The organism is Jiangella anatolica (genome assembly GCF_003236295.1).
Taxonomy (GTDB): Bacteria; Actinomycetota; Actinomycetes; order Jiangellales; family Jiangellaceae; genus Jiangella; species Jiangella anatolica.
Genome location: NZ_POTW01000012.1, coordinates 45,373 through 69,124 on the forward strand (window position 1 = coordinate 45,373; position 23,752 = coordinate 69,124).

At 72.7% G+C, this 23,752-nt stretch carries 19 protein-coding genes; 5 read left to right on the forward strand and 14 right to left on the reverse strand.

What is annotated here, in order from left to right; genetic code table 11:
• The first annotated feature begins 65 nt into the window (after positions 1-65).
• Positions 66-1,628 carry an FAD-dependent oxidoreductase gene (locus C1I92_RS07135; RefSeq protein WP_111253968.1) on the forward strand — a complete coding sequence of 521 codons (1,563 nt, stop codon included), beginning with the start codon at positions 66-68 and terminating at the stop codon, positions 1,626-1,628.
• A 72-nt stretch (positions 1,629-1,700) separates the two neighbouring features.
• On the opposite strand, the gene C1I92_RS07140 is transcribed toward C1I92_RS07135, so the two are convergent.
• Positions 1,701-4,955 carry a sugar-binding protein gene (locus tag C1I92_RS07140; RefSeq protein ID WP_146605050.1) on the reverse strand — a complete coding sequence of 1,085 codons (3,255 nt, stop codon included), beginning with the start codon at positions 4,953-4,955 and terminating at the stop codon, positions 1,701-1,703.
• A gap of 149 nt (positions 4,956-5,104) precedes the next feature.
• Here C1I92_RS07140 and C1I92_RS07145 point away from each other — a divergent pair, with 149 nt between their 5' ends.
• On the forward strand, positions 5,105-6,103 hold the full coding sequence (locus tag C1I92_RS07145) for a LacI family DNA-binding transcriptional regulator (RefSeq protein ID WP_111253970.1): 999 nt from the start codon (positions 5,105-5,107) through the stop codon (positions 6,101-6,103).
• Between the two features lie 19 nt (positions 6,104-6,122).
• Here C1I92_RS07145 and C1I92_RS07150 read toward each other — a convergent pair whose 3' ends face one another.
• From C1I92_RS07150 to C1I92_RS07170, 5 genes are all read right to left on the reverse strand, one after another.
• On the reverse strand, positions 6,123-7,028 hold the full coding sequence (locus tag C1I92_RS07150; RefSeq protein ID WP_199521025.1) for a carbohydrate ABC transporter permease: 906 nt from the start codon (positions 7,026-7,028) through the stop codon (positions 6,123-6,125).
• A complete protein-coding gene (locus tag C1I92_RS07155; RefSeq protein ID WP_111253971.1) occupies positions 7,025-7,966 on the reverse strand; it encodes a carbohydrate ABC transporter permease in 942 nt (313 codons plus the stop codon). The genes C1I92_RS07150 and C1I92_RS07155 overlap by 4 nt, the downstream gene beginning before the upstream one ends.
• 4 nt (positions 7,967-7,970) lie before the next feature.
• Positions 7,971-9,359, reverse strand: coding sequence for an ABC transporter substrate-binding protein (locus C1I92_RS07160; RefSeq protein WP_111253972.1), 1,389 nt, complete (start codon positions 9,357-9,359; stop codon positions 7,971-7,973).
• Positions 9,360-9,478: 119 nt separating this feature from the next.
• Positions 9,479-10,765 carry an enolase C-terminal domain-like protein gene (locus tag C1I92_RS07165; RefSeq protein WP_111253973.1) on the reverse strand — a complete coding sequence of 429 codons (1,287 nt, stop codon included), beginning with the start codon at positions 10,763-10,765 and terminating at the stop codon, positions 9,479-9,481.
• Positions 10,762-11,706 (reverse strand): NAD-dependent epimerase/dehydratase family protein, encoded by a 945-nt coding sequence (locus C1I92_RS07170; protein WP_111253974.1) that lies wholly within the window; start codon positions 11,704-11,706, stop codon positions 10,762-10,764. Before C1I92_RS07170 ends, C1I92_RS07165 begins: the two co-directional genes overlap by 4 nt.
• Positions 11,707-11,892: 186 nt before the next feature.
• On the opposite strand from C1I92_RS07170, the gene C1I92_RS33690 reads away from it, so the two are divergent.
• Positions 11,893-13,158 carry a glycoside hydrolase 5 family protein gene (locus tag C1I92_RS33690; RefSeq protein WP_158564031.1) on the forward strand — a complete coding sequence of 422 codons (1,266 nt, stop codon included), beginning with the start codon at positions 11,893-11,895 and terminating at the stop codon, positions 13,156-13,158.
• 324 nt (positions 13,159-13,482) lie between these two features.
• Here C1I92_RS33690 and C1I92_RS07180 read toward each other — a convergent pair whose 3' ends face one another.
• The 4 genes from C1I92_RS07180 to C1I92_RS07195 are packed head-to-tail and all read right to left on the reverse strand — an operon-like array spanning position 13,483 to position 17,481.
• A complete protein-coding gene (locus C1I92_RS07180) occupies positions 13,483-14,307 on the reverse strand; it encodes an ABC transporter ATP-binding protein (RefSeq protein WP_111253975.1) in 825 nt (274 codons plus the stop codon).
• Positions 14,304-15,347: a FecCD family ABC transporter permease gene (locus C1I92_RS07185; protein WP_111253976.1), complete on the reverse strand. Its 1,044-nt coding sequence runs from the start codon at positions 15,345-15,347 to the stop codon at positions 14,304-14,306. The genes C1I92_RS07180 and C1I92_RS07185 overlap by 4 nt, the downstream gene beginning before the upstream one ends.
• Positions 15,344-16,414, reverse strand: a complete 1,071-nt coding sequence (locus tag C1I92_RS07190) for a FecCD family ABC transporter permease (RefSeq protein WP_199521026.1) — start codon at positions 16,412-16,414, stop codon at positions 15,344-15,346. Before C1I92_RS07190 ends, C1I92_RS07185 begins: the two co-directional genes overlap by 4 nt.
• Before the next feature lie 2 nt (positions 16,415-16,416).
• Complete coding sequence (locus tag C1I92_RS07195) at positions 16,417-17,481, reverse strand: ABC transporter substrate-binding protein (RefSeq protein WP_111253977.1); 1,065 nt, start codon at positions 17,479-17,481, stop codon at positions 16,417-16,419.
• 123 nt (positions 17,482-17,604) lie between these two features.
• Between C1I92_RS07195 and C1I92_RS07200 the strand changes: the two genes are divergently transcribed.
• The gene (locus tag C1I92_RS07200; RefSeq protein WP_111253978.1) at positions 17,605-18,438 is read left to right on the forward strand and encodes a helix-turn-helix domain-containing protein; all 834 of its coding nucleotides are present in this window, start codon (positions 17,605-17,607) and stop codon (positions 18,436-18,438) included.
• Here C1I92_RS07200 and C1I92_RS07205 read toward each other — a convergent pair.
• The 4 genes from C1I92_RS07205 to C1I92_RS07220 are packed head-to-tail and all read right to left on the reverse strand — an operon-like array spanning position 18,408 to position 22,422.
• Positions 18,408-18,959 (reverse strand): histidine phosphatase family protein, encoded by a 552-nt coding sequence (locus C1I92_RS07205; RefSeq protein ID WP_111253979.1) that lies wholly within the window; start codon positions 18,957-18,959, stop codon positions 18,408-18,410. The two genes, C1I92_RS07200 and C1I92_RS07205, sit on opposite strands and share 31 nt — an antisense overlap.
• A gap of 7 nt (positions 18,960-18,966) precedes the next feature.
• The gene (locus C1I92_RS07210; RefSeq protein ID WP_111253980.1) at positions 18,967-19,845 is read right to left on the reverse strand and encodes an RNA polymerase sigma-70 factor; all 879 of its coding nucleotides are present in this window, start codon (positions 19,843-19,845) and stop codon (positions 18,967-18,969) included.
• Between the two features lies 1 nt (position 19,846).
• Positions 19,847-21,505, reverse strand: coding sequence for an ABC transporter permease (locus C1I92_RS07215; protein WP_199521027.1), 1,659 nt, complete (start codon positions 21,503-21,505; stop codon positions 19,847-19,849).
• The gene (locus C1I92_RS07220) at positions 21,502-22,422 is read right to left on the reverse strand and encodes an ABC transporter ATP-binding protein (protein WP_111253981.1); all 921 of its coding nucleotides are present in this window, start codon (positions 22,420-22,422) and stop codon (positions 21,502-21,504) included. The genes C1I92_RS07215 and C1I92_RS07220 overlap by 4 nt, the downstream gene beginning before the upstream one ends.
• Positions 22,423-22,743: 321 nt before the next feature.
• On the opposite strand from C1I92_RS07220, the gene C1I92_RS07225 reads away from it, so the two are divergent.
• On the forward strand, positions 22,744-23,715 hold the full coding sequence (locus C1I92_RS07225) for a hypothetical protein (protein ID WP_146605051.1): 972 nt from the start codon (positions 22,744-22,746) through the stop codon (positions 23,713-23,715).
• Positions 23,716-23,752 lie beyond the last annotated feature (37 nt).

A 23,752-nucleotide genomic window follows, 5' to 3' on the forward strand; every position in this document is an offset into this window, starting at 1 on the left:
TCTCCCTGCCCGCGCTGCGGCCATAGCGTTCCCGCGGACCAGCCGGACCGGACGAAGGGTGCGACATGACGGCTGACGTGTGTGTCTATGGCGGGACGCCCGCCGGGTGCGTGGCGGCGGTGGCCGTTGCCCGCGAAGGAGCGTCGGTGGTGCTCGTCGAGCCCAGTCGGTGGCTCGGCGGCATGCTGGGCGCCGGCATCAAACCCCTGCAGGACTGCCCGCTCCCTGACGCGGCCGGCGGGCTCACCCGCGACGTCGTGCTCGCGATGGGCGAGGATCCCCGGGCGATCCCGAGCGCGTTCCACCGCTGGGTCCGCGACGCCGGGGTCGACGTCCGGTTCGAGCGCCGGGTGCGGACGGTCACCATGGCCGGCCAGCGCGTCGAGGCGATCCGGCTGGAGACGTCGGCGCCGGACGCCTGGGGTGTCCCGCTGCCCGCGTCCGAGGCGGTCGCGGCCGAGGACGTGCGTGCCCGGGTCTTCGTCGACGCCTCGTACGAGGGCGACCTGATGGCGGCCGCCGGCGTGCCCTACCGCACGGGACGCGAGGCGCGGACGGCGTTCGGTGAGGCGCCGGCCGGGGTCGGCGAGGTGACGAACTGGACGCCGGTCGACCCCTACGTCGTCCCCGGCGACGCGACCAGCGGCCTGCTGCCGTTCATCGACGACGACCACGGACGCGCGATCGGGGCGGCGGACGAGTTCACGCAGGCGTACAACTTCCGGTTCTACGTCACGACGGACCCGGCCAGGCGCGAGCCGCTCACGCCGCCGGAGGGCTACCGCCCGGAGCGGTTCGAACTGGTCCGCCGCTACGTGCGCCACCTCGTCGCGGCCGAGCGGGATCCGGCGGCGCTGGCCGGCCGGCTGCGCGGCATCTTCCCCGGCTGGCTGAACTCGGGGGAGTACAACTACCAGCGCGACGCCCTCGTCACCATCGCACCGCTCGGCGTCAGCCGCGAGTACCAGGACGGCAACTGGGACGTGCGCTCGGCGATCTGGCGCGAGCACATCGACTACCTGCGCGGCCTTCATCATGTCCTCTCGACCGCTCCGGAGGTCCCGGCGTGGTTCCGCGCGGAGACGGCGGCGATCGGCCTGGACCGGGACGTCTTCCCGGCGACGTCGGGGTGGCCGCACCAGCTGTACGTGCGCGTGGCGCGCCGGCTGGCCGGCGCCTACACCCTCACCCATGCCGACGTCCTCAACCGGACGTCGGTGGCCGACGCCGTCGGCCTGGCGCTGTTCGGCGTCGACACCTATCCGGCCCGCCGGATCGCCCGGCGCGGCCCGGGTGGCGAGGGGATGGGCGTCGCGACCGAGGGGAACATGTTCATCGGCGGTCACCTCGGCACCGGCGTCCCGTATCCCGTCCCGTACCGCGCCCTGACGCCGCGGCCCGGCGACTGCGCGAACCTGCTGGTGCCGGTCTGTCTCTCCGCGACGCACATCGCCTACGCCGCGACCCGGATGGAGCCGGTGTTCTGCGTGCTCGGCGAGTCCGCGGGGGTCGCGGCGGTCATGGCGCTGCGCGCCGGTGCGCCGGTGCAGGACGTCGACGTCGAGGGTCTGCGCGACCGGCTGCGCGAGCTGGGCCAGGTGCTGTCCTGGCCGCCCGCCGCGCGCTGACGAGCGGAGGATCCGGGGGCGGTTGCGGTACCCCGGATCCTCCGCGGCAGGTGGCGGCCGGTCAGCCGTCGGTCAGCCGTCCGTCAGCCGGAGCGGGCTGAACAGCGCGCCGTCCTTGGTCTCGGCGACGCCCGCGCCCCACGTGAACCAGCCACGCCGCCCGGCGCCGTCGTTCTCGTTGAGCACGGCGGTGAGCCCGAGCAGCCGGTCCTCGGGGTGCACGCCGAGCGCCGCCCAGGTGACCGACAGCTCGTAGACGGTCGTGTCGCCGGCCTCGTCGCGGACGACGGCCGACCGGACCCCGGTGGTGTCCGGCGCGAGGTCGGTCGGCAGCCAGCGGGCGACGTCCACCGCGCCGGCGTCGGTGAGCGCCGTGCCGATCTCGTGGACGACGGAGCGTTCGCCGGGCACGCCCGCGGCGGCGCCGAGCTGGATGCCGTCGCCGGCCCAGATGTCGGAGCCGCGGCCGGGCTGGGCGTGGACGTCGTCGGTGATCTCGGCGGTGAGGTACAGCGCCTCGGCGTCGTGGGTGAGCCAGAGCCGGCCGGAGAGGTCGGCGTCGCCGCCCCACCCGTCGACCACCTGCCGCGCGTCGTCGGTCAGTGAGATCGGCGGCAGCGCCGCGACCGCGGGGTCGACGGCCCCGTCGACGGACACCGAGGCGGCCGGGACGTCGTGGGCCGTCCCGACGGGGAACAGCGTGCCGTTCGCGGTGGTCGTGCTGGCCGCGACGGCGGTGGCGGTCCACGGCGTCGCCTCGGCGACGGTCACCGGGACGTCGAGGCTGACGACCGCGCCGGGCTCGACCACGGTCCCCTCCAGCCCGCTGGTGTGCTCGCCGGCCACGTCGACCTGCACGGACGTGAGCTCCACCGGCACGCCGGCGTTGTTCGCCGCCCGGACCCGCAGCACGTGCGTGCCGTCGTCGAGCTCGGCGTGGCTGCCGGTGAGGGCGATCGCCTCGACGACGTCGGCCCGGGCGGTGAGGTAGGCGACGGAGGCCGTGCCGCTGGTGACGGTGGCCGACCAGACCCGCTCGCCCGGCGTGGCCGTCGCGGGCAGCTCGACGTCGAGCGTGGCCGCGCCGTGCGGCTTCACCCGGGCCCGGGTCGTCTCGGCGCCGGTGTCCAGCTGCACGTTCAGGACCCGCCGGCCGTCGGTGTTGTCGACCGTCCAGCGGGCCGGCACCGGAGCGCCGACGGCGCCGCCGGAGGTCTCCAGGGCGTAGGTCGTCGAGACCTCCACCCCGGTGATCGGCCCGGACACGTACACCGGCTCCGGCCCGACCGCCACGTGCACCGCGCCGTCCGTGCCGGGCGAGAGGACGTGCTCGGCGCCGTAGAGGTCGGTGACGGTGACCGCGCCGGTCGTGCTGAACGCCAGCGCGCTGGTCTGCGCGCCGGACGTGGCCCACGCCGCGTGCAGCTCGTCGCCGGAGCCGGCGTCCAGGACGACGTCGTGCACGCCCGTCGCCGGCGTCTCCTCGCGCAGGAACGGCTTGCCGGCGATGGTCCTGGTCAGGATCGCGTTGGCGACGTAGGCCGGCTTGGGCGTGTAGGCGCCGCGCTCGTCGGCCTCGTTGCGGATGATCCCGAACCGGTGCTCCAGCTCGTCGGAGTCTGTGCCGTCGTCCTTGAAGTCGTACGTGGTGTAGCGCTCGACGCCGTTCGCGATCGCCAGCAGCTGCGCCCGCGTCAGGTTGCGGGCCTGGACCGTCTCGCTGACGGCGCGCGGCGACGTGCCGGTCGGCCAGCCGTGCTCGGTGATGAGGATCGGCATGTCGGCGTGCCCGGCGGCCGCGAAGATCGACCGGAGGATCTGCAGGTGGGCCAGATACGCCTCCGGCTCGCCGGGGAACACGTACGGGTGGGTCGAGAACGCGTCGACGTGGTCCAGGCCGCCGAGGTCGACGAACTCCTGCACCCAGGCCTGCCAGTCGTCCATCGGCGCGAGCGCGCCGGCCACCAGGTAGGCGTCCGGGTACTGCGCGCGTACCGCCTGGCTCGTCGTGCGGACCAGGCCGAAGTAGTTCGCCGCGGTGGCGCCGGCCGGGCCGGAGCGGTCCCGCCAGTTCCACTCGTTCCACAGCTCGTAGATGGTGTCGTCGGTGCCGAACCGTTCCATCGAGGCCAGCGCGTAGCGGGCGTAGGCGTCCCAGCCCTCCTGCGTCGCCGGCGCCTCGCCCGCGTGGTAGAGCGGGTTGCCGTAGGCGAGGATGTTGAGGAAGTCGATCCCGTTGTCCTCGAACGCGTTCGCGTAGGTCTCCACCTTCGGGGTCCAGGCGAAGACGCCCGGGGTCCGTTCCTGCTGCGCCCAGTAGGCCTCGTCGCGCGCCGAGGAGAACCCGGCTCGGGCGATCAGCGGGATGGTGACCGGATCCCAGGCCTGGCCGTAGTGCGTCGAGACACCGATCCGGCGGTCCGTCGTGGCGCCGGGGTCGAACGGCTCGAGAATGGACAGGTCGGTCCCTCCGGTCGTGACGACGCCGCCGGCGGCGGTCGCGACCAGGTCGACGGCGTACCAGCCGACCGCGGAGACCTGGAGCGGGATCTCGCCGCCCAGGCCGGCGACGGCGGCGGAGCCGGTCTCGACCCGGTTGCCGTACGCGTCGCGCACGGTCCAGGACACCCGCTCGGCGTTCGACGCGAAGCCGATCCGCACCGGCTGCCCGGCGTCGAACGCGTTCCCGACGACGACCGGCTCGATCGTGAGCGTCGGCGCCGTGCCGGGCGGGGTGACGGCCAAGACGTCGTCGACCAGCAGCGTGCCGGTCGGGCCGTCGGTCAGCCGGAAGTAGTCGACGAGCAGCGAGACCTGGGTGAGCGGGCCCTGCCAGACGCCGTCGCCGTCACCGCCCCAGGTGATGTGCTCGGTGCCGCCGCCGAGGTCGGCGACGGTGAGGTCCTGCCAGGCGCCGTTCGCGGGGTCGAGGTCGATGCGCTGCTGGTGCGCCTCGCCGCCGGCCTCGACCGCGCGGACCACGATGGCCCGGAGGTCGGTCGTGCGCAGCGAGAACCGCAGCTGGTCGGTGTCGATCGACGGCACGCCGCGGACCAGCTCGACGATGCCGCTGGGCATCTGGACGTCGAGGCGGGCCGACGCGGCGCCGGTGCGGGCGTCGTCGGTGGTCCGCGTGACCGTGCCGGTGGCGCCGCCCGCCGTGGCGACGAACCAGGGCGACGTGCCGGTCTCGAAGTCGCCGAGCGGCACGCCGGACGTGGCGGACGATTCGGCCGCGGCGCCGGGGGCGAGTCCGGCCAGGGCGGCGATGGCGGCGGCGGCCGTGACGGCGGCCATGAGTCGGGTGAGGCGGGGTGGGGGCGACATGTTCGTGCTCCTCGCTCAGTCATCGTCGACAGGTGAGCAACCGCTTGCGCAACCAGGCCCGAGTGTGGCTCAGCGGCCGCTGCCGTGTCAAGGGTGGTGTGATCGTTGCGGTCGCGCCGGCCGGCCGTTCGACGCACTAGGATGGGCGCATGGCAACGGAGGAGAACGTGACGTTGAGCGACGTTGCGGCGGTTGCGGGGGTGTCGGTCTCGACCGCCTCCAGGGCGCTCAACGGGACCGGCCGGGTCTCGGTCGAGACGCGCGAGCGCATCGAGGTCGCGGCCCGCCGGCTGAACTTCCGTCCGAACGCGCTTGCACAATCGCTTGCGCTGGGGCGGAGCCGCACGGTCGCCATCCTCACCGATCGTGCGTCGAACACCTTCTCGATGCCCGTCCTCATCGGCGCCGCGGGCCATCTCGGGGCACAGGCGCAGGCGGCGCTCGTGTGTGATGCGCGACTCAACCGCCGGAACATGGCCGAGCACATCGCCGAGCTGCGCGCGCGGCGCATCGACGGCGTGGTCGTCGTGGGCGACGGCCTACGGGGGCTCACACGTTCCGTGACGGCCGAGTTCACCGTCCCCGTCTCCTACGCGTTCACGCTGTCCGACGACGCCGACGACGCGATGTTCATCCCGGACAACGAGGCGGTGGGGCGGATCGCGGCAGAACACCTGCTGGGGCTCGGACGCACCCGGATCGCCCACGTGACCGCCGAGGACGACGATCTCGCGGTGCGCCTGCGCGCCGACGGGCTCCTGCGGACCCTCGACGACGCCGGTGTACGGCTGGCCGGCGAGGTCCTCCACGGCGCCTGGCGCGAGAACTGGGGCCGCGACGCCGCGCAGCGCCTGGTGGCCGAGGCGTGGGACGTCGACGCCGTGTTCTGCGGCAACGACCACATCGCCCGCGGCGTCGAGAGCGCGCTGGTCGCGGCCGGCCGACGGGTCCCGGACGACGTCGCACTGGTCGGGGTGGACAACTGGGAGGGGCTGATCCTCGATCAGAGCACCCGGCACCTCACCACCATCGACGTCGGGCTCGGCGCCATGGGCGCGGCGGCCGCCGCGCACGTGCTCGCGGGCGAGGAGAGCCCCGGTGTGCACCATCAGCCACCGACCCTGATCGTCGGCGACACCAGCGAGTGACCGCGCGGCGCGCATGCCGTCACTCCTTGATGGCGCCGGCGCTGCCGGCGGCGCGCAGGAACTGCCGCTGGAAGCCGAGGAACAGCAGGACGGGCAGCACCACCGAGATGAGCAGCGCCGCCATGAACACCCCCAGATCCGTCGACGACTCGATCCGCGGCAGCGCGACGGAGATGGGCTGCAGGTCCGGGTCGGGCAGCACCAGCAGCGGCCAGAGGAAGTCCTTGTACGCGCCGATGACCGTCAGCAGCGACACGACGCCGATGATCGGCCGCGACAGCGGCAGCACGAGGCTCCAGAAGATGCGCACCGCCCCCGCGCCGTCGATCCGCGCGGCATCGAACAACGCCGGCGGGATCGACTGGAGGAACCGCGAGACCAGCAGCACGTTGAACGCGTTCGTCGCCGCGGGCAGCCAGACGCCCCAGAACGTGTTGAGCAGGTTCACGTTCAGCACCGGCAGGTCGATCACCGTCAGGTACAGCGCCACCAGCGAGATGACGCCGGGGATGAACAGTGTCGCGAGGACCGCCGCCGACACCACCCGCGCGTACGCCGGCCGGAGGATCGCTATGCCGTAGCCGCCGGTCAGGGCGATGAGCAGGCCGAAGAACCAGGTGCCCGCGCACACGATCAGCGTGTTGAGCAGGTAGGTCCCGAACCGGACGGAGGTCCAGGCCTCGGTGAGGTTCTCCCAGTGGATGCCGCTCGGCCAGAACCCGAACGGGTCGGCCAGCGTCTCCGACGACGTCGACGTAGCCGCCTTGAACAGCCAGAACAGCGGCCCCGCGCACGCGACGCCCAGAGCCAGGACGATCAGGGCGCCGACGACGGTGACGGCGACCCGCACGCGGGGGACCCGGCGGTCCATCCCGGACAGGATGCTGCGCTCGGTGTCCAGCGCGCGGACGCCGGTGGTCGTCATGAGGTGCTCCAGCGCCGGGTCGCCCAGAGATAGACGGCGGAGAGTACGCCGAGCGCGAGCGCCAGCAGCAGGCTCAGCGCCGTCGCACGCCCGAAGTCGCCGGAGACGAACGCGTACCGGTAGATGAGCAGCAGCAACGTGAGGCTGCGGTTCTCCGGTCCGCCGTCGGTCATGATGTACGGCTCGGTGAACACCTGGAACGTCCCGATGAGCTGCAGCAGCAGCATGATCAGGAGGATCCCGCGCAGCTGCGGGAGCGTGACGTGCCAGAACCGCCGGACGACGCCGGCGCCGTCGATCTCGGCGGACTCGTAGAGCTCCGTGCGGATCGTCATCAGCGCGGCGAGGTAGATGATCACCGCGGTGCCGAAGCTCGCCCAGGTCGCCTGGACGACGATCGCCGGGATGACCATCGCGCCGCTGTTGAGCCACTCGTACGGGCCGAGGCCGGCCCAGCCGAGCACGGTGTTGAACAGGCCGGCCTCGTCGGGCCGGTAGAACGTCTTCCACAGCAGGACGGCGACCACCGGCGGGATCACGACGGGGAGGTAGACCAGCACCGACGCCAGGGCGCGGGTGCGGCGCAGCTCCGCGACGAACACCGCGAGCAGCAGCGGGACCGGGAAGCCGATCACCAGGGCGATCAGCGTGAAGACCGTCGTGTTCCAGACAGCCGTGCCGAGCAGGGGGTCGGCGAGGACGCGCTGGAAGTTGTCCAGGCCGACCCACTCGGTGACGATGAAGTTCGTCTGCTGCAGGCTCAGGACGAGGCTGCGCACGATCGGCCACCACGAGAACATGCCGAAGCTCAGCAGCAGCGGCAGGAAGAACAGCAGCGTGGTGAGGCCGCCGCCGCGGACCCAGGAGACCGGGGTCCGCGGACGGCGTGCCGTGCCGGGAGGAGCCGCCGTGCGCGGCTCGGTGTCGAGGACGACCATGCGATCAGCCCGCGTCGATGGCTGCCTGGTGAGTGCTCTGCGCGTCGCCGAGCAGTTGTGCGATGTCGGCGTCCTCGCGGGTGAGCACGGCCTGGACGACGGTGTCGAGCGTCGCGTACAGCTCCTGGGCCTTGACCGGCGGCTCCGGGATCAGCGGCAGCTCCTCCACGGTGGAGAGGTACAGCTCGAAGTTCTCCCGCGGGACGGTGACCTCGCCGGCGATCCAGTCGAGGTACTGGGCGTAGAGCTCGGCGTCGACGACCGGCAGCTCCGGTGCGCCGACCGCCAGCCCGTCGGCCGCGGCCGCCTCGGCGTTCGCGACCGCGACGGTCTCGTCGGTGTACTTCTGGAAGTGGTAGAAGTCGATCCACTCCAGCGCGGCCGCGATCTCCTCCGGGGTCGCCCGCGGGTTCACCACGGCGACGCTGCCGCCGCCGAGCGTGCCGATGCCGTCGTCGGTCTGCGGCAGCGGCGCCACCCCGAAGTCCTCGGCCGGCATGCCGCGGTTGACCACCATGTTCGAGTAGTTGTCCGCGCCCTGCACGAACATGCCGACCTGCCCCGACGCGAACGCGTTGACCGCGTCGTCGTAGTTGAGCAGGAAGTTCGAGCCCATCGCGTCGTCGTCCCACCGCAGCGAACGGTAGAACTCGAGGACCTCCTCGGTGGCCGGGTTGTCGACCGTCGCCGTCTCGCCGTCGTCGCTCTCCAGCGTGCTGCCGAACCCGTAGGACATGGTGGTGAGGATCCAGCCGCCGGTGTTGTCCAGCGTCATGGTCGCGAAGCCCTGTGCGTCGGTGGCGGCGTCGATCGCCGTCGCGGCGGCCCTGACGTCCTCCCAGGTCTGCGGCGGCGCGTCGGGGTCGAGACCGGCCTGCTCGAACAGCGACCGGTTGTAGAGCAGGCCCATCGTGTAGGCCGCGATCGGCACGCCCCACACCCGGTCCTCGTCGTCGGTGACGACGTCCATCACGGTGGGGCTGAGCCGGCCCAGCGCGTCGGTCCGATCGAGCTGATCGGTGACGTCGGCGACCTGCTCACGGCCGATCAGCGCGCCGATCTCGGTGAACGGCACCTGCATAACGGTCGGCATCGTGCCGCCGGCGAGCATGGCCTGGAAGGTGTCGGCCTCCCATTGGACCTCCTGCGCGTCGACGGTGATGTTGGGATGGTCGGTGGTGAACTCCTCCAGGCGGCGCTCGAACGCCTCCCGCTGCTCGGGGAACTCGGTGGTGGGCTTGTTGCTCACGCTGATGGTCACCGGCGCGTCGGTGTCGGCCGGTCCGCCGCTGGAGCTCGGCTCGGAGTCGTCGCCGCAGGCGGAGAGCGCGAGCGCGGCAGTGAGGGTGATCGCGAGGGTGAGGGGCAGTCGCCGGTGGCGTCGTCTCGTCATCGAGACTCCTTCGGGGTCGGCCCGGATCGCTTCGTCCGGGGTCGGCGGGGTCTGAGGTTCTGGCGGGGAAGAGACGCGGTCTCACCTCCCCGGTGGGTTCGGACGGTGCCTGCTGTCGTTCACGGCGCGATCAGCCCGCCGTCGAGCCCGCGCACGCCGGCCGCCCACGCGTCGTGGCCGCTGAGCCCGGCGGGGAAGCGAGCGGCGGCGGTCTCGTCGAGGTCGATGCCCCAGCCCGGCGCCTCGTTGGGGGTGAGCCAGCCGTCGCGGATGCGCAGCGTCCCGGGGAACACCTCGTGCACCGCGTCGGAGTAGACGTGGCCCTCCTGGATCCCGAACGCCGCCGACGTGACGTCCAGCGCCACGTTCGCCGCGGCGCCGACGGGCGACGTGTCGCCGGGGGAGTGCCAGGCGGTGCGGACGCCGACGAGCTCCGCGGCGGCGGCCAGTTTGCGGGCCGGCGTCAGCCCGCCGATCGCGGAGACGTGGGAGCGGATCAGGTCCACCCCGCCGCCCAGCACCAGGCGCGTCGCGTCGGTCATCGACGTGGTCAGCTCGCCGACCGCGATCGGCACCGGGGAGGCGCGGCGCACCTCGGGCAGCGCGTCCCAGTGCTCCGGCGGCAGCACGTCCTCGAGGAAGAACAGCCGGTAGGGCTCCAGCGACCGCGCCAGCAGCACCGCCTGCTTGGGCGTGAGCCGCGAGTGCACGTCGTGCAGCAGCGCGACGTCGTCGCCGAGCCGCTCACGGGCCGCGGCGAACAGGGCGGGGGTCGTGCGCAGGTAGTGCTCGACGCTCCAGCCGCGCGGGAACGGCGCGCCGGAGAGCGTGTCCCCGTCCAGCCGCGGGCTCCCGTAGGTGCCCGAGCCCGGCTGCGACACCTGGATGCGGATGTGCCGCCAGCCCTCGGCCACGTAGCGTTCGGCCTCGTCCAGCGCGCTGCCGACGTCCGCTCCGGCTGCGTGGATGTAGGTGTCGGCGGCGGCGCGCACCTTCCCGCCCAGCAGCTCGTGCACGGGACGGCCGGCCCGCTTGCCGGCGATGTCCCAGAGCGCCTGGTCCAGCCCGGAGATCGCGTTGTTGCCGACCGGGCCCTCGCGCCAGTACGAGGAGAACCGTGCCAGCCGGGTGAGGTCCTCGATGTCGCCGGGATAGCGCCCGATCACCAGACGGGCGAGGTGCTCGTCGACGTAGCTGACGACGGCCTTCCAGCGCTGGGTGAACGTCGCGCAGCCCAGCCCGTAGAGGCCGTCGTCGGAGGTGTCGACGCGCACGACCACCAGCGGGATGCCCTCCGGCGCGGTGACGATCGCGCGCACCCCGGTGATGTGCACGTCCTCGGGGGCGGCCCAGGGCGCGGCGAAGGCGGGATCGCTCGCGACGAGCTCGGAGACGGTGGCGGTCACGGTGTCACTCCTGCGGTGGTCGGGGCCGGGTCGGGATCGTCCGCCGCCACGTGGATCGAGTAGCGGGCGGTGAACCCCAGGGCGGTGCGGGCACGGGTCGTGTCGATCAGGCTGGTGCGGCCGGTGATCGCGCGGCGGCGGGGCACGCCCGGCGCGTAGGTGTCGAGCAGCTCGCCGGAGTCGGCGTCCACCAGGGTGTCGCGGGCCGACACCCCCACGACCAGCGCGCCGCTGACCGGCGCCGTGAGCGCGGCGAGGGCCACGTCCACCGCGTCGCGCAGGTCGAGGTAGGACCAGCCCTCGCGGACCAGCTGCGGGGTGCCGGGCGCACGGCCGACGCGCTCGGCGTGTGCCCGCAACTGGCGCCAGGTGTCGACGTGGGGGTAGCGCAGCGCGATGACGGGCAGCCCCCAGTGGCTGGCGACCATCCGCGCGGTCAGCTCGTCGCTGTACTTCGACAGCGAGTACCAGTCGTCGATCTCGGCCGGGACGTCCTCGTCGATCGGGTAGTAGGCGGTGGCGACGGCGTGGTGGTTCATCGGGACGCCGAAGGCGTTGATGCTGCTGGCGATGACCGCGCGGCGCACGTGCCCGGCGGTCGCCGCTTGCGCGAGGACGTTGAAGGTCGCGCCGGTGTTCGTGCGGTAGACCTCGTACGGGCGGCCCAGGTCGCGGTGCGGGATCGCGGCCAGGTGGACGACGGCGTCGGCCCCGGCCAGCGCGTCGGCCACGTCGTCCTCCGCGGTCGCGTCGCCGGTGACGATCCGGTCCGCCCGGGACGGCGACGTCCACGCCGTCGACAGCGCGGTCGTCCGCACGCCGAGATCGCTCAGCGCGTCGACGACCGCCCGGCCGATCTTGCCGTCCGCCCCGGTGACGAGGACCCGCCGGGGCAGTGGCAGCCTCGGCCCGGCGGCGGATCCGGCTGGCCCGTTCGTCACCCGGTCCTCCGATCGACGGCGTCAGTGGCTCGATGTGTGGAAGCGCTTGCGCATCGCAGTCTGGCCCGGCCGTCGTGGACCTGTCAAGGGGTGGTGAACGGCTCTTTTCTGGCGGTGGCGTGACTTGACCAAGCGTTTGCGCAGACCGGTAGGGTGCGCGACGGGAACGACATCGGAGGAGCTCACATGACCGACACCAGCGCGAGCGCGGACACGGGACCGGCGCCGGCGCGCGACGTCCGCTTCGGCGTCAACTACGTGCCGTCGGGCCAGTGGTGGTACGCGTGGGTGGACTGGGAGCCGGCGGCCATCGCCGCCGATCTCGCGGCGATCGCCGGCCTCGGCTTCGACCATGTGCGCGTGCACTGCCTGTGGCCGCTGTTCCAGCTCGATCCGGGCCGGCCGAGCGCCGCCATGCTGGGCCGGCTGTCCGAGCTGGTGGCGCTGGCCGGCGACGCGGGCCTGGACGTCTGCGTCACCGTCCTGGACGGCTGGCTCTCCGGCACCGACTTCCGGCCGCACTGGCTGCCGGCGCGGGCCAACGTCTTCACCGACCCGCTGGCGATCGCCGCCCAGCGGCAGCTGCTCGCGGCCGTGCTGGACGCCGTCGGCGGGCATCCGCGGTTCCTCGGCGCCGACATCGCCAACGAGCCGAACGTGCTGGTCGACGTCGCCGGCAACGCGGGCACCACGACCGCCCAGGGCGACGCCTGGGTGACGCAGCTGCTCGCGCTGTGCGAGGAGCGGGCGCCGGGGAAGCTGCACGTCGCCGGGTTCGACCACCAGCCGTGGCTGGCGGACTCACCGTTCAGCCGCGAGGTGCTGGCGACCACCGGCGCCGCCACCGCGATCCACGCGTGGACGTACTTCACCGGCGCGCTGGAGCGGTACGGCGCGGCGGGCACCGGCACCACGCACCTCGCCGAGTACATGATCGAGCTGGCCAAGGCCTACCACGCCGATCCGCGCCGCCCGGTGTGGCTGCAGGAGTACGGGGCCTCGGCGGACTGGTTGCCGGAGCCGGCGCTGCCGGCCCACGCCGCCGCGTTCACCGAGGCGGCGCTGTCGTGCGCGAACCTCTGGGGCGTCACCTGGTGGGCCTCGCACGACATCGACCGCCGGTTCCGCGGCTTCGCCGAGCTCGAGTACGGTCTCGGGCTGCTGACCACCGCCAACAGCGTCAAGCCGGCGGGCGCGCGGCTGCGCGAGCTGATCGCGGACCATCGGGCGGCGCCCGTGGCCGCGCCGGCCCGCCCGGTCGCGCTGGTCCTCGGTCGCGGCCGCCGGCCCGGCCTGGACTTCGCCGATCGCTTCTTCCAGCTGGTCGACGACGGCGTGCGGCCGGCGATCGTGCGCGCGGAGCGACGCCATGACGAGGGTTACCTCGCCGAGCGCGGCATCACGCAGCTCGTCGAGGAGGCGCCGGCCCGCCCGGTTCACCCGGCGCCTTAGCGGCCGGGCGAGGCGAAATGTGTGGCAATGATCAGCAGCATGACTATGGGGCCTCTTCTGCTGCTTCCGTGGGGTGGCCGGGCCGGGCAGCGCGACGCCCGTGGCGGCAACGGTGTGAGGCCACTGCAGCGACGGTGTGAGATCGCTGTGGCCCCCACGACAGCGATGCCGCAGTGTTCTTGCAGTGATCCCACATCGTTGCCGGGCGTCGCGCTCTTGCGCGACGTGCTCACCGGCGAGTGCGAAGGGCGGGCGACGGCGAGACGGGCGCCAGTGTGGTGAACAGCGTCGGTGATAGGCGATCTGGCTCGGCGCCGGTCCTGATCACCGGGTGGCGCCGGCGGTGGGGCTGGGCACCCTCGCGCGTCCGATCGGCGCGACGGCAGGGGTGCCGGTCACGGGGTCGGGGTACACGACGCAGGGCAGGCCGAAGACCTCCTCGACGAGGTCGGCGGTGACGACGGCGGCGGGCTCGCCCTGCGCGACGATGTGCCCGTCCTTCATGGCGACGAGGTGGGTGGCGTAGCGGCTGGCCTGGTTGAGGTCGTGCAGGACGGCGACGATGGTGGTGCCGGTCCGGTGCAGGTCGGTGAACAGCTCCATGAGGTCGATCTGGTGCGCGATGTCGAGGAAGGTCGTCGGCTCGTCGAGCAGCAGGATCGACGCCTGCTGGGCCAGCGCCATCGCCACCCAGACGCGCTGGCGCTGGCCGCCGGAGAGCGCGTCGACGCGGCGGCCGGACAGGTCGGTGATCTCGGTCGCGGCCATGGCGGCGGCGACGGCGGCCTCGTCCTCGGGGCTCCAGCGGCGCAGGACGCCCTGGTGCGGGTAGCGGCCCCGGGCCACGAGGTCGGCGACGGTGATGGCGTCGGGCGCGATCGAGCTCTGCGGCAGCAGGCCGAGCTCGCGGGCGATCTCCTTCGGCCGGTACGACGCGATCGCGCGGCCGTCGAGCAGCACGTGGCCGTCCGTCGCCGGCAGCAGCCGGGTGAGCGCCCGCAGCAGGGTCGACTTGCCGCACGCGTTCGGGCCGACGATCACGGTGAAGGACCCGTCGAGGACGTCGATCGAGAGGCCGTCCAGGATCGTCGCGTTGTCGTAGCCGGCGCTGATCGCGTCGGCGCGCAGGCGTGCGGGGGAGGGGGTCATGCGGTTCTCCGTGCTTCGCGGACGAGGAGCCAGACGAGGTAGCAGCCGCCGATGACGACCGTCACGACGCCGACGGGGAAGGGGACGGGGAGGGCGTGCTGCGCGACGGTGTCCGACACGGTCAGCAGCAGGGCGCCGACGAGGCCGGCGGCGGCGAGCGAGATGCCGGCGCCGCCGGTCAGCCGCCGCGCGATCTGGGGCGCCGCGAGCGAGACGAACGCGATGGGCCCGGCCGCGGCGGTCACGACGGCGGTCAGCGCGACGGCACAGACGAGCAGCGCCAGCCGCGATCGCTCGACCGCGACGCCGAGCGCGTGGGAGGCGTCGTCGCCGAGCTCCAGCTGATGCAGTGGCCGCGACAGCACGACGAGGAGGATCAGCGCCGCGGCGATGACGGCCGCCGCCGGGAGCAGTTGCGGCCACCCGACCGGCGTCAACGAGCCGGCGCCCCACGCGGTGGCGGTCATGGCCACCTCGACCCGGGCTCGCAGCAGCAGGTAGGTGGACAGCGCCGAGAGCATGGCGCCCAGGCCGATGCCGACGATGATCAGCCGGAAGCCTTGGACGCCCCGGCGGTAGGCCAGCAGGTACACGGCGATCGCCGTCGCCAGGCCGCCGATCAGGGACCCCATCGCCGTCGCCGTGAACCCGCCGCCCAGCAGGACGATCACGACCAGGCCGCCGGCGTACGAGCCACTGGAGATGCCGACCACGTCCGGGCTCGCGAGCGGGTTGGCCGTCAGCGTCTGCAGCACCGCGCCGGACACGCCGAGCGCGAGCCCGAACAGCACCGCCGCCGTCGTCCTCGGCAGCCGCCACTCGCGCACGACGGTGCCGGCGAACCCGTCGTCGGCGCCGAACAGCGCGGTGACCACCTCGGCGGGGGAGAGCGGCAGGTCGCCGAGGCTGAGCGCGACGATCGCGGCGGCGGCGAGTGCGGCCGTCAGCGCGAGGCAGGCCACGAGCGTGCGCAGGTGCAGGCGCGCGGACAGGCCGCCGCGGCGCACGACGACGTGCGCGGCGCCGAAGTCGACGCTCACAGCGCGCTCGCCCTGGCCCGGCGTGCGAGCGCGATCAGCACGGGGGCGCCGACGAACGCCGTCACGATCCCGACCGGCAGCTCGCCGGGCGCAAGCACGAGCCGGCCCACGACGTCGGACGCCAGCACCAGGGTCGGGGCCAGCAGCATCGAGAGCAGCAGGATCCGCCGCTGGTCGGGCCCGATCAGCCAGCGGGCCACGTGCGGCACCATCAGCCCGACGAACGCGATCGGGCCGGCGATCGCGGTCGCGCCGCCTGCGAGCACGGTGATGGCCACGACGCTCAGCAGCCGGGTGCGCGCGACGTTCACGCCGAGCGCGGTCGCGGCGTCCTCCCCGAGGCCGACGGAGTTGAGCGCGCGGGCGAGCGCGAGTGCCAGCAGGGCGCTCGCGGCGAGGAACGGGACGACGGGCAGCACGACGTCCCAGCCGCGTTCGACGAACGTGCCCGCCTTCCAGCCCTGCAGCCGGTGGAACGAGTCCGGGTTGAGCAGCATGAGCGCGGTCGTGATGCCGGTGAGGACGGCGGCGACGGCGATGCCGGCGAGGGTCAGCCGGATCGGGTCGGCGACGCCGCGCACGGACCCGATGCCGGCGACCGCCGCCGTCACCACCAGCGCGCCGGCCACCGCGAACGCGAGGTCCTGCAGCGGCGTCACCGTGCCGAACACGACGACGCCGACGGTGACGAACACCGCCGCGCCGGCGTCGACGCCCAGCAGTCCCGGGTCGCCGAGGGGATTGCGCGTCAACGCCTGGATGACGGCGCCGGCGAGGCCGAGCGCGACGCCCACGACGATCCCGGTGACGGTGCGCGGAAGCCGCAGGTCCAGCACGATCCGCACGTTCTCGCCGCCGGCGCCGGGATCGGTGAACGCGTCGACGACCTCGGCGAGCGGGATCGGCTTGGACCCCAGCACGATGCTGGCGAGGCAGACGCACAGCAGCGCGCCGGCGGCGAGCGCGATCCCGATCGCCCGGCGACGTGCCGCCGGCCCGCCCGGGCGCTGACGGCCGGGGCGGCGCCCCGCGGCAGGCGCGGGCGAGGCGTCGGCCACTGCCGTCATGGTCAGCCCTCGACGCTCTGCGGCGCCTCGCCGGCCACCGCGTCCTCCAGCCGCGGCACGAGCTCGTCGATCACGTACTTCTGGCTCAGCGGCGTCATGAAGTAGATCGCGCCGGCCAGGGTCGCGTCGGTGTAGACGGCGCGGTTGCCCTTCACCGCGTCGAGGTCGGCCAGCGTGCCGAACTCCAGCAGCGGCCCGATCGCGTCGGCCGACTCCGTCGCGAACACGATGACGTCGGTGTTCAGCATGCCGACGTTCTCCGCCGACACCAGGGCTTGGGAGCCCTCGTCCTCACCCCCGTCGGGGACGAGCGCCTCCAGCCCGGGCGTCATCGTGAAGCCGAGCTCGGTGAGGAAGTCGGTGTTCAACCCGTCCGGGTAGACGTACAGATTCCCCTCCGACGACCCGCCCTGGGAGAACGTGGCGGTGAGACCCTCGAACTCCGGGTGCGCCGCCCGTGCCTCGGCATAGGCCTCCTCGACGCCGGCGATCAGCTCCTCGCCCGCGTCGGAGCGCCCGAGCGCGGCGGCGACCTGCCGGGTCTGGTCCTGCCAGCTGGAGAACCACTGCGTCGACCCGTCGACGCTGGCGATCGTCGGCGCGATCTCGGACAGCCGGTCGTACTCCTCCTGGAGCAGCCCGGCGTTCGTCCCGATGATGAGGTCCGGCTCCAGCGAGGCGATCTTCTCGTACTCGAACCCGTCGGCCGTGCTCAGCACCGTGGGCTCCGCGTCGCCGAGCAGCTCGCTCGCCCAGGGCCAGGTCGCGTAGGGCTGCTCGCCGTACCACTCGGTGGTCGCGATCGGCGTCACGCCCAGCTCCAGCACGATGTCCTGCTCGGTCAGGCCGACGACGACCACCCGCTGCGGCTCGGCCGGCACCGTCGTCTCGCCGAACTTGTGCGTCACCGTCACGGGGAACGAGTCCGTCGCCTCCGACCGCGCGGTGTTCTCCGCCGGCGCCGACGTGGGCTCCGACGACGAGCCGCAGGCGCCGAGCACGGCCGCGGCGAGCACCGCGGCGGCGATGGCCGCGCGGCGCCTGCGAAGGACGGGGGACTTTCGCATGCTGAACCTCTCCGGAGGGCGATGGCCCTCGTCAGAGGGCGTGGGCAAAGGTGAGGCTAGCCTTATTTGTTGGGATATGCGATGCTGCGGACCGGACGGCGATAGCGCTGAGAGGACGACCTCATGGCCGGTGGACGACACAATCGCGCGGTAGCGGCCGAACAGCGGGCGGCGGCTGTCGTCGAGCGGACATCGGACAATCTCGAGGTCGAGGCGCTGGTGCTCGACGCGGGGACGGGCTACGCCTTGCACTACCACTCGAAGGACCAGCTCGCCTGGATGGGCTCCGGCGCGATGTCGTTGTCGATCGGCGGATCGACGTGGCACCTGCGGCGCGAGCACTTCGCCTGGATCCCCGCCGGCATGCTGCACGAGATGGCGATCCTGGCGCCGCGTGAGCTCATCAACGTCTACACCGACACCCGGCTCCGGCCCGCCGGCGCGCGGTGGTCGCGCCCGTGCGCCCTGGTGGTGGACCGGCTCGCGCCCGCCCTGCTGTGGCACCTGGCCGAGGAGCCGCGCAGCCTGTCCCGTCGCGACCTGTGCCACCGCCTGCTCGTCGACGTGCTCGAGAGCGCCGAGACCCGCGACGACGTCATCGCGCTGCCCACGCACGACCGCGCCCGGGCGGTCGCGAAGGCGATCCTCGCCGACCCGGCCGATCCCCGCGACCTCGCCGCCTTCGCCGCCGAGCTCGGCGTCAGCGAGAAGACCCTCTCGCGCGCGTTCGTCGCGCAGACCGGGTCCACGTTCCGGCGCTGGCGGGTCGCGGTGCGGCTCAACGCCGCCGCCGGGATGCTCGTCGACGGACAGCCGGTCGCCGCCGTGGCCGACGCGGTCGGCTACGCGGCCACCAGCGCGTTCATCGCCGCCTTCGCCGAGCGGTTCGGGTGCACCCCCGGCCGGTACGCACAGGTCGCGGCTGGTCAGCCCCCGGAGGTGAGGGCAGACGTGTAGTGCCAGCCCTCCCGCCAGTCGAACGGCGCGTCGACCAGGTCCTCGAGCGAGGCGCCGGACAGCAGGCAGTCCAGCGCCCACTTGGTGGCCGAGTGGCCGATCACGAGCACCCACTCGCCGTCCCGCTCGGCGGCCAGGTCGTGCAGGAAGCTCCTGGTGGCGTCGACGACCTGGCGATAGCTCTGGCCGCCGGGGAAGGGCCGGTCGATGTGGTGCGCTCGCCGGCTCGCCAGGACCGCGACGGGACGGCCGTTGAGCTCGCCGTAGTCGCACTCGCGCAGCCGCGGGTCGTGGTGGATGGCGACCGGCGTGCCGGCGAACGCGATCCGGGCGGTCTCCACCGCCCGGTGCAGGTCCGAGGTGAACACGGCCGACAGGCCGGCGTTCCGGCGGCGAGCGCCGAGCTCGGCGGCGAGGCGGCGTCCCCGCGCGGAGAGCCGGCCCGGCCGCCAGCCGGTCGCGACGCCGTTCTCGTTGTCCTCGGTGAGCGAGTGGGTCTCGAAGACGATCTCGACTGCCATGCCGGTGCTAGCTCGTGGCCCGGTCGAGGTGGCGCAGCTTGTCGGGGTTGGCGATGGAGTGGATCGTCTGGACCTGGCCCTCGGCGATGCCCAGGCCCATCACTCCGAGCAGCTGCTGCTGGGCGTCGGTCACCATGATGCCGGGCTGGCCGTTGACCTCGGTGAGGTGGAGGTGCGCGCCGCGGTGGGTGACCTTCGCCATCCCGGCCAGCACGATCTTCGCGACGCGCTCCCGGCCGTTGACCGGCCGGGTCAGCGCCTGCACCTTGCCGCCGCCGTCGCCATGCAGGGCCACGTCCTGGGCCAGCAGTTCCTCCAACGCCCGCGCGTCGCCCTCCTGGGCGGCGGCAAGGAAACGCTGGGCCAGCTCCTGCCGCTGCCGCCGGCTGGCGTAGTAGCGCGGCCGGCGCTCCTGCACCTGCCGGCGGGCCCGTGCGACGAGGTGCCGTGCGCTGTCGACGTCGGTGCCGACGATCTCGGCGACCAGCGGGTACGGATACTCGAACACCTCGCGCAGCAGGAACGCGGCCCGCTGCTGCGGCGTCAGGCTCTCCAGCAGGACGAGGAACGCCAGCGACAGCGAGTCGGCGGTCTCGGCCCGGTCGGCCGGTGACGGGTCGGCGACCAGCGGCTCGGGCAGCCATTCGCCGACGTATCGCTCCCGCCGGGCCCGCGCGGAGCGGAGCTGGTCGATGGCGATCCGGGTCACCAGCGTCGCGACGTACGCGCGCGGCGAGACGACCGGCTCGCCCCGCTGGTCGGCCTGGTGCAGGCGCAGGAACGCCTCCTGCACCACGTCCTCGGCCTCACTGACGCTGCCCAGCATCCGGTAGGCGATCGCGAAGGCCCGCGGCCGCAGCTCGGCGTAGAGCTCCGACGTCGACACCTCAGGTGGTCTCCAGGTCGCGGCGGCGGAAGGCGACCAGCCCCGCCGCCGCGAGCGCGGCGGCGATCAGCAGGAGGGTCACCGTCGCCGGCCAGGAGACGTCGTCCAGGGGCGGCTGGCCGGCGTGTTCGACGGGCGACAGGTTGCGGGCCCACCCCGGCAGATCCATGATCTCGCCGAAGAACCCGACGAACAGGCTGTAGCCGAGCACGGCCCAGGTCACGCCGATCGCCCTGGGCAGCACGCCGAACAACAGCGCCGCGAGCCCGAGCATGACCAGGATGCCCGGTGCGTGGGCCAGGTGCGCCGCGGTGAGGTCCCAGACGTAGGAGCCGTCGCTCTCCGCGACGGCCGCGGCGATCCCGGTCGCGAGGCCGACGATCAGCAGCATCGCGACCAGACCGAGCGCGAGCACCGTCAGGTAGCCGCCGAACCAGGCCCAGCGGCTGGTCGCGGTGGCCAGCACCGGCTCGGCCCGGCCCTTGGTCTCCTCGGTGCGCGCCGACTGGACGCCGAGGACGACCATGATGCCGGCCAGGACGGCGGTGAACATCGTGATCACGCCGAGGTAGCCGTCGAGCAGCGTGTCGACGGAGCCGCCGAACATGTCGATGCGGTCCTCGCTCATGTTCGCCGGGTCGGCCACCTGCTCGCCGAGCCCGCCGAAGAGGAAGCCGGACGCCGTCAGCGCCACCGTCCACCCGATCAGGCCGGTCCGCTGCAGCCGGAACGCGGCCGTGAGCGGCGAGCGCAGCCAGGGCGCGGCGTCCGTCCGGCCGGCGCGGGCGGCGACCAGTCCGGCCCCGACGTCGCGGCGGCCCGACAGTGCGTAGCCGGCCGTCGCGGTCACCGCGGCGAGCCCGAGCGACAGCAGCAGCGGCCACCACCGTCCGTCGACGTACGGACGGGTCTGGTTCGACCACGCCAGCGGCGAGAACCACGACAGCGGGCTGCCGTAGTCCTCGATCATGTCGCCGGCCGCCCGGACCGCCCAGGCCGCGCCGAGTACCGTGCCCGCCATCGCGGTGGCCGCCCGCGAGTACTCGGTGACCTGGACGGTGAGCGCTGTCACGCCGGCGAAGACCAGCCCCACCGCGCCGACGCTCGCGCCGAACAGCAGCCCGTCGGCGCCGCCGTAGCCGTTGGCGGCCATGACGCCGCCGAGCAGCAGCGCCAGGGCGACGTTCGCGCCCGCCGCGACGACCAGCGCCGCGGTGAGGTGCGCGTTCCGCCCCACGACGGCGGAGCGGACGAGCTCGGCCCGGCCGTTCTGCTCCTCCGCGCGGGTGTGCCGGGCGACGAGCAGCAGGCTCATCAGGGCGGCGAGCACGAAGAAGAACAGCCCGTAGACGCCGACGACGTACCGTTCCGTGGTGATGTCGTCGCGGCCGTAGCCGGGGCCGAAGATGGCGCCGGTCGCGCCCTCCATGATCCGGAGCAGGTCCTGCCGCTGCTCCTCGGTCTTGGTGAGCTCGGCGACGCCGTTGAGGAACATGGACAGCAGCAGGGCCATGCCCAGCAGCCAGGCCGGCAGCTTGATCCGGTCGCGGCGCAGGATGAACCGGACCAGCGCGCCGGTGCCGGCCAGCGCGTCGCCCGGTCGGGTGGCCGAGGCGCCGGCACCGGACGCCGGCGCCTCGGCAGTCAAGGTGGTGGTCATCGCACGTCCCCGGCCGGCTCGCCGGCGGCTGCGAGCTCGTCGCCGTAGTGGCGCAGCATCAGCTCCTCCAACGTCGGCGGATGGCTGGTCAACGCGCGGACCCCGAACTGCGACAGTGCCCGGACCGCCTCCTCGAGGTGCTCGCCGTCGACCGCGAACCGCACCGGGCCGTCGCCGGCCTCCAGGTCGTGGATCCCAGGAAGCCGCTCCATGCCCGTGACCGGCTGCCTGGTCAGCGCCTCGATGGTGGTGCGGGTGAGCTGACGCATCTCGGCCAGCGTCCCGGTCTGCACGATCTCGCCCTGCCGGATGATGCTGATCCGGTCGGCGAGCTTCTCCACCTGGGCCAGGATGTGGCTGGACAGCAGTACCGTCCGGCCCTGAGCCTTGAGCTGGTCGATCACGTCCTGGAAGACCACTTCCATCAACGGGTCCAGCCCCGCGGTCGGCTCGTCGAGCAGCAGCAGCTCGGCGTCGGAGGCGAGCGCCGCCACGATCGCGACCTTCTGCCGGTTCCCCTTCGAGTAGGTGCGACCCTTCTTCGTCGGGTCGAGGTCGAACCGCTCGATCAGCTCGTCGCGGCGGGCCTTGTCCAGCCCGCCCCGCAGCCGGCCGAGCAGGTCGATCGCCTCGCCGCCGGTGAGGTTCGGCCACAACTCGACGTCGCCCGGCACGTACGCGATCCGCCGGTGCAGGGCGACCGCCTCGCGCCACGGATCGGCGCCGAGCACCTCCGCCCGGCCGGAGTCGGCTCGCAGCAGGCCGAGCAGCACCCTGATGGTGGTGGACTTGCCGGCGCCGTTCGGCCCGAGGAACCCGTGCACCTCGCCGGTCTTCACGCTGAGCTGGAGACCGTTCAGAGCGCGGACCCGCCCGAAGGCCTTGACCAGCTCGGACGTCACGATGGCGGTGGTCATGGGGTCGCCTTCCCAGTTGTGTTCACCACCATCAAGACGAGACAGCGCGACGCCCCATGACATGGTGTGACGCAGGTCACATTCTGAGCCCGGTGCCGCTCGCTCGGCGGCCGGCCGGTGACTTTCGGACGTAGTTTTCTTCCGTATTGACAGCTTGGTCGGTAAGTCAATAACGTCAGTGCCGGCACCTACGGCGAGGGCCCAGCCGCAGGGCAACCAGGTGCCGACGGTCATCGGGGTGCCGACTTCCCAACTCCGGATAGAAAGCCGCCCACCTGCCCTGACCTCGGCTTGTTCACCTACTCAAGCAGGAGGTAATCCATGTCTGCGAGAACCACCATCGGACGGCGAATAGCCGGCCGGCTCGCCCGGTTCGGGATGGCGTTGGCGCTCGCCGCCGGACTCTTCGCGGGTGTCAACCTCGGCGCGGCGCAACCCGCGTCCGCCCTGCAGCAGTGTCCCATTCCCGGCCAGCAGCCGCCCGTGGCTGGGATCGAGTACTGGATCGAGCAGTACTACGACCGGGGGGTGACGGTCTGCTGGGGCATGGACACGGCCAGTGGCCTGCCCGAGCTGGCGGCCGTCATGCAGATCGTCGACCTCGCCGACGGCGCCAGAGTGTTGCTACGTGCCGATCCGGAATGCCCGTGCGGAATTGGGAGCGCCGATCAGACCTTCCGCAAGCACACAGCGGAGGAATGGTGGAACACGTGGGGCTACTTCAGCGCGACCAACGCCAGCTTCTTCACAGACGCGACAAATCCGACGACAAAACTCAGCCTTCCTGAAGTCACTAGTGGCAAGATTCATTCCTATGGCACCGCCCTCAACGGCGGGCCCGACGCGACGTTCCCGAAGGTAAGCTTGAGGATTGGGGGTCTGGATCAAGCGTTCCAGAGTGTGAGGTTGACTAACGTCCCGGCGGCTTACACGACGGCGAACATCGATTCACATTTCGGATGCGGCAACACGTCGGGCACCAATTGCTCCACTATCTTCGGGCTCGTGGGCTTCGCTCCGGATGCCAACGTCACGGGTCCTGGCCCCAAGCGGCGGACGATGCTCGGCACCAACGCCGGGTCGGGCGTGCAGGCGTCGAGGGTTTACATCCTCGCCACCGTGCAGTCCTACGAGCTCTCCGAGGCGCGGGCGATCATGGACTACTTCGGGTCGCAGATGGAGATGCAGCTTGACGGTGGTGGGAGCACGCAGTCGATCTCGAACTACCACCAGATCGACTCCTACATCTTCCGCCCGGTTCCTAACGCGCTCTTCGTCTCCTCCGGTCCCTGAGGGCCCCGCCGCAGGGTCACCAGGTGCCGGCGGTCAT

What these genes read in the sequence shown, in the direction of transcription:
- C1I92_RS07135 (WP_111253968.1), top strand. Translation starts at nt 66, where the DNA reads ATGACGGCTGACGTGTGTGTCTATGGCGGGACGCCCGCCGGGTGCGTG.
- C1I92_RS07140 (WP_146605050.1), bottom strand. Translation starts at nt 4,955, where the DNA reads ATGTCGCCCCCACCCCGCCTCACCCGACTCATGGCCGCCGTCACGGCC.
- C1I92_RS07145 (WP_111253970.1), top strand. Translation starts at nt 5,105, where the DNA reads ATGGCAACGGAGGAGAACGTGACGTTGAGCGACGTTGCGGCGGTTGCG.
- C1I92_RS07150 (WP_199521025.1), bottom strand. Translation starts at nt 7,028, where the DNA reads ATGACGACCACCGGCGTCCGCGCGCTGGACACCGAGCGCAGCATCCTG.
- C1I92_RS07155 (WP_111253971.1), bottom strand. Translation starts at nt 7,966, where the DNA reads ATGGTCGTCCTCGACACCGAGCCGCGCACGGCGGCTCCTCCCGGCACG.
- C1I92_RS07160 (WP_111253972.1), bottom strand. Translation starts at nt 9,359, where the DNA reads ATGACGAGACGACGCCACCGGCGACTGCCCCTCACCCTCGCGATCACC.
- C1I92_RS33690 (WP_158564031.1), top strand. Translation starts at nt 11,893, where the DNA reads ATGACCGACACCAGCGCGAGCGCGGACACGGGACCGGCGCCGGCGCGC.
- C1I92_RS07180 (WP_111253975.1), bottom strand. Translation starts at nt 14,307, where the DNA reads ATGACCCCCTCCCCCGCACGCCTGCGCGCCGACGCGATCAGCGCCGGC.
- C1I92_RS07190 (WP_199521026.1), bottom strand. Translation starts at nt 16,414, where the DNA reads ATGACGGCAGTGGCCGACGCCTCGCCCGCGCCTGCCGCGGGGCGCCGC.
- C1I92_RS07195 (WP_111253977.1), bottom strand. Translation starts at nt 17,481, where the DNA reads ATGCGAAAGTCCCCCGTCCTTCGCAGGCGCCGCGCGGCCATCGCCGCC.
- C1I92_RS07200 (WP_111253978.1), top strand. Translation starts at nt 17,605, where the DNA reads ATGGCCGGTGGACGACACAATCGCGCGGTAGCGGCCGAACAGCGGGCG.
- C1I92_RS07205 (WP_111253979.1), bottom strand. Translation starts at nt 18,959, where the DNA reads ATGGCAGTCGAGATCGTCTTCGAGACCCACTCGCTCACCGAGGACAAC.
- C1I92_RS07215 (WP_199521027.1), bottom strand. Translation starts at nt 21,505, where the DNA reads ATGACCACCACCTTGACTGCCGAGGCGCCGGCGTCCGGTGCCGGCGCC.
- C1I92_RS07220 (WP_111253981.1), bottom strand. Translation starts at nt 22,422, where the DNA reads ATGACCACCGCCATCGTGACGTCCGAGCTGGTCAAGGCCTTCGGGCGG.
- C1I92_RS07225 (WP_146605051.1), top strand. Translation starts at nt 22,744, where the DNA reads ATGTCTGCGAGAACCACCATCGGACGGCGAATAGCCGGCCGGCTCGCC.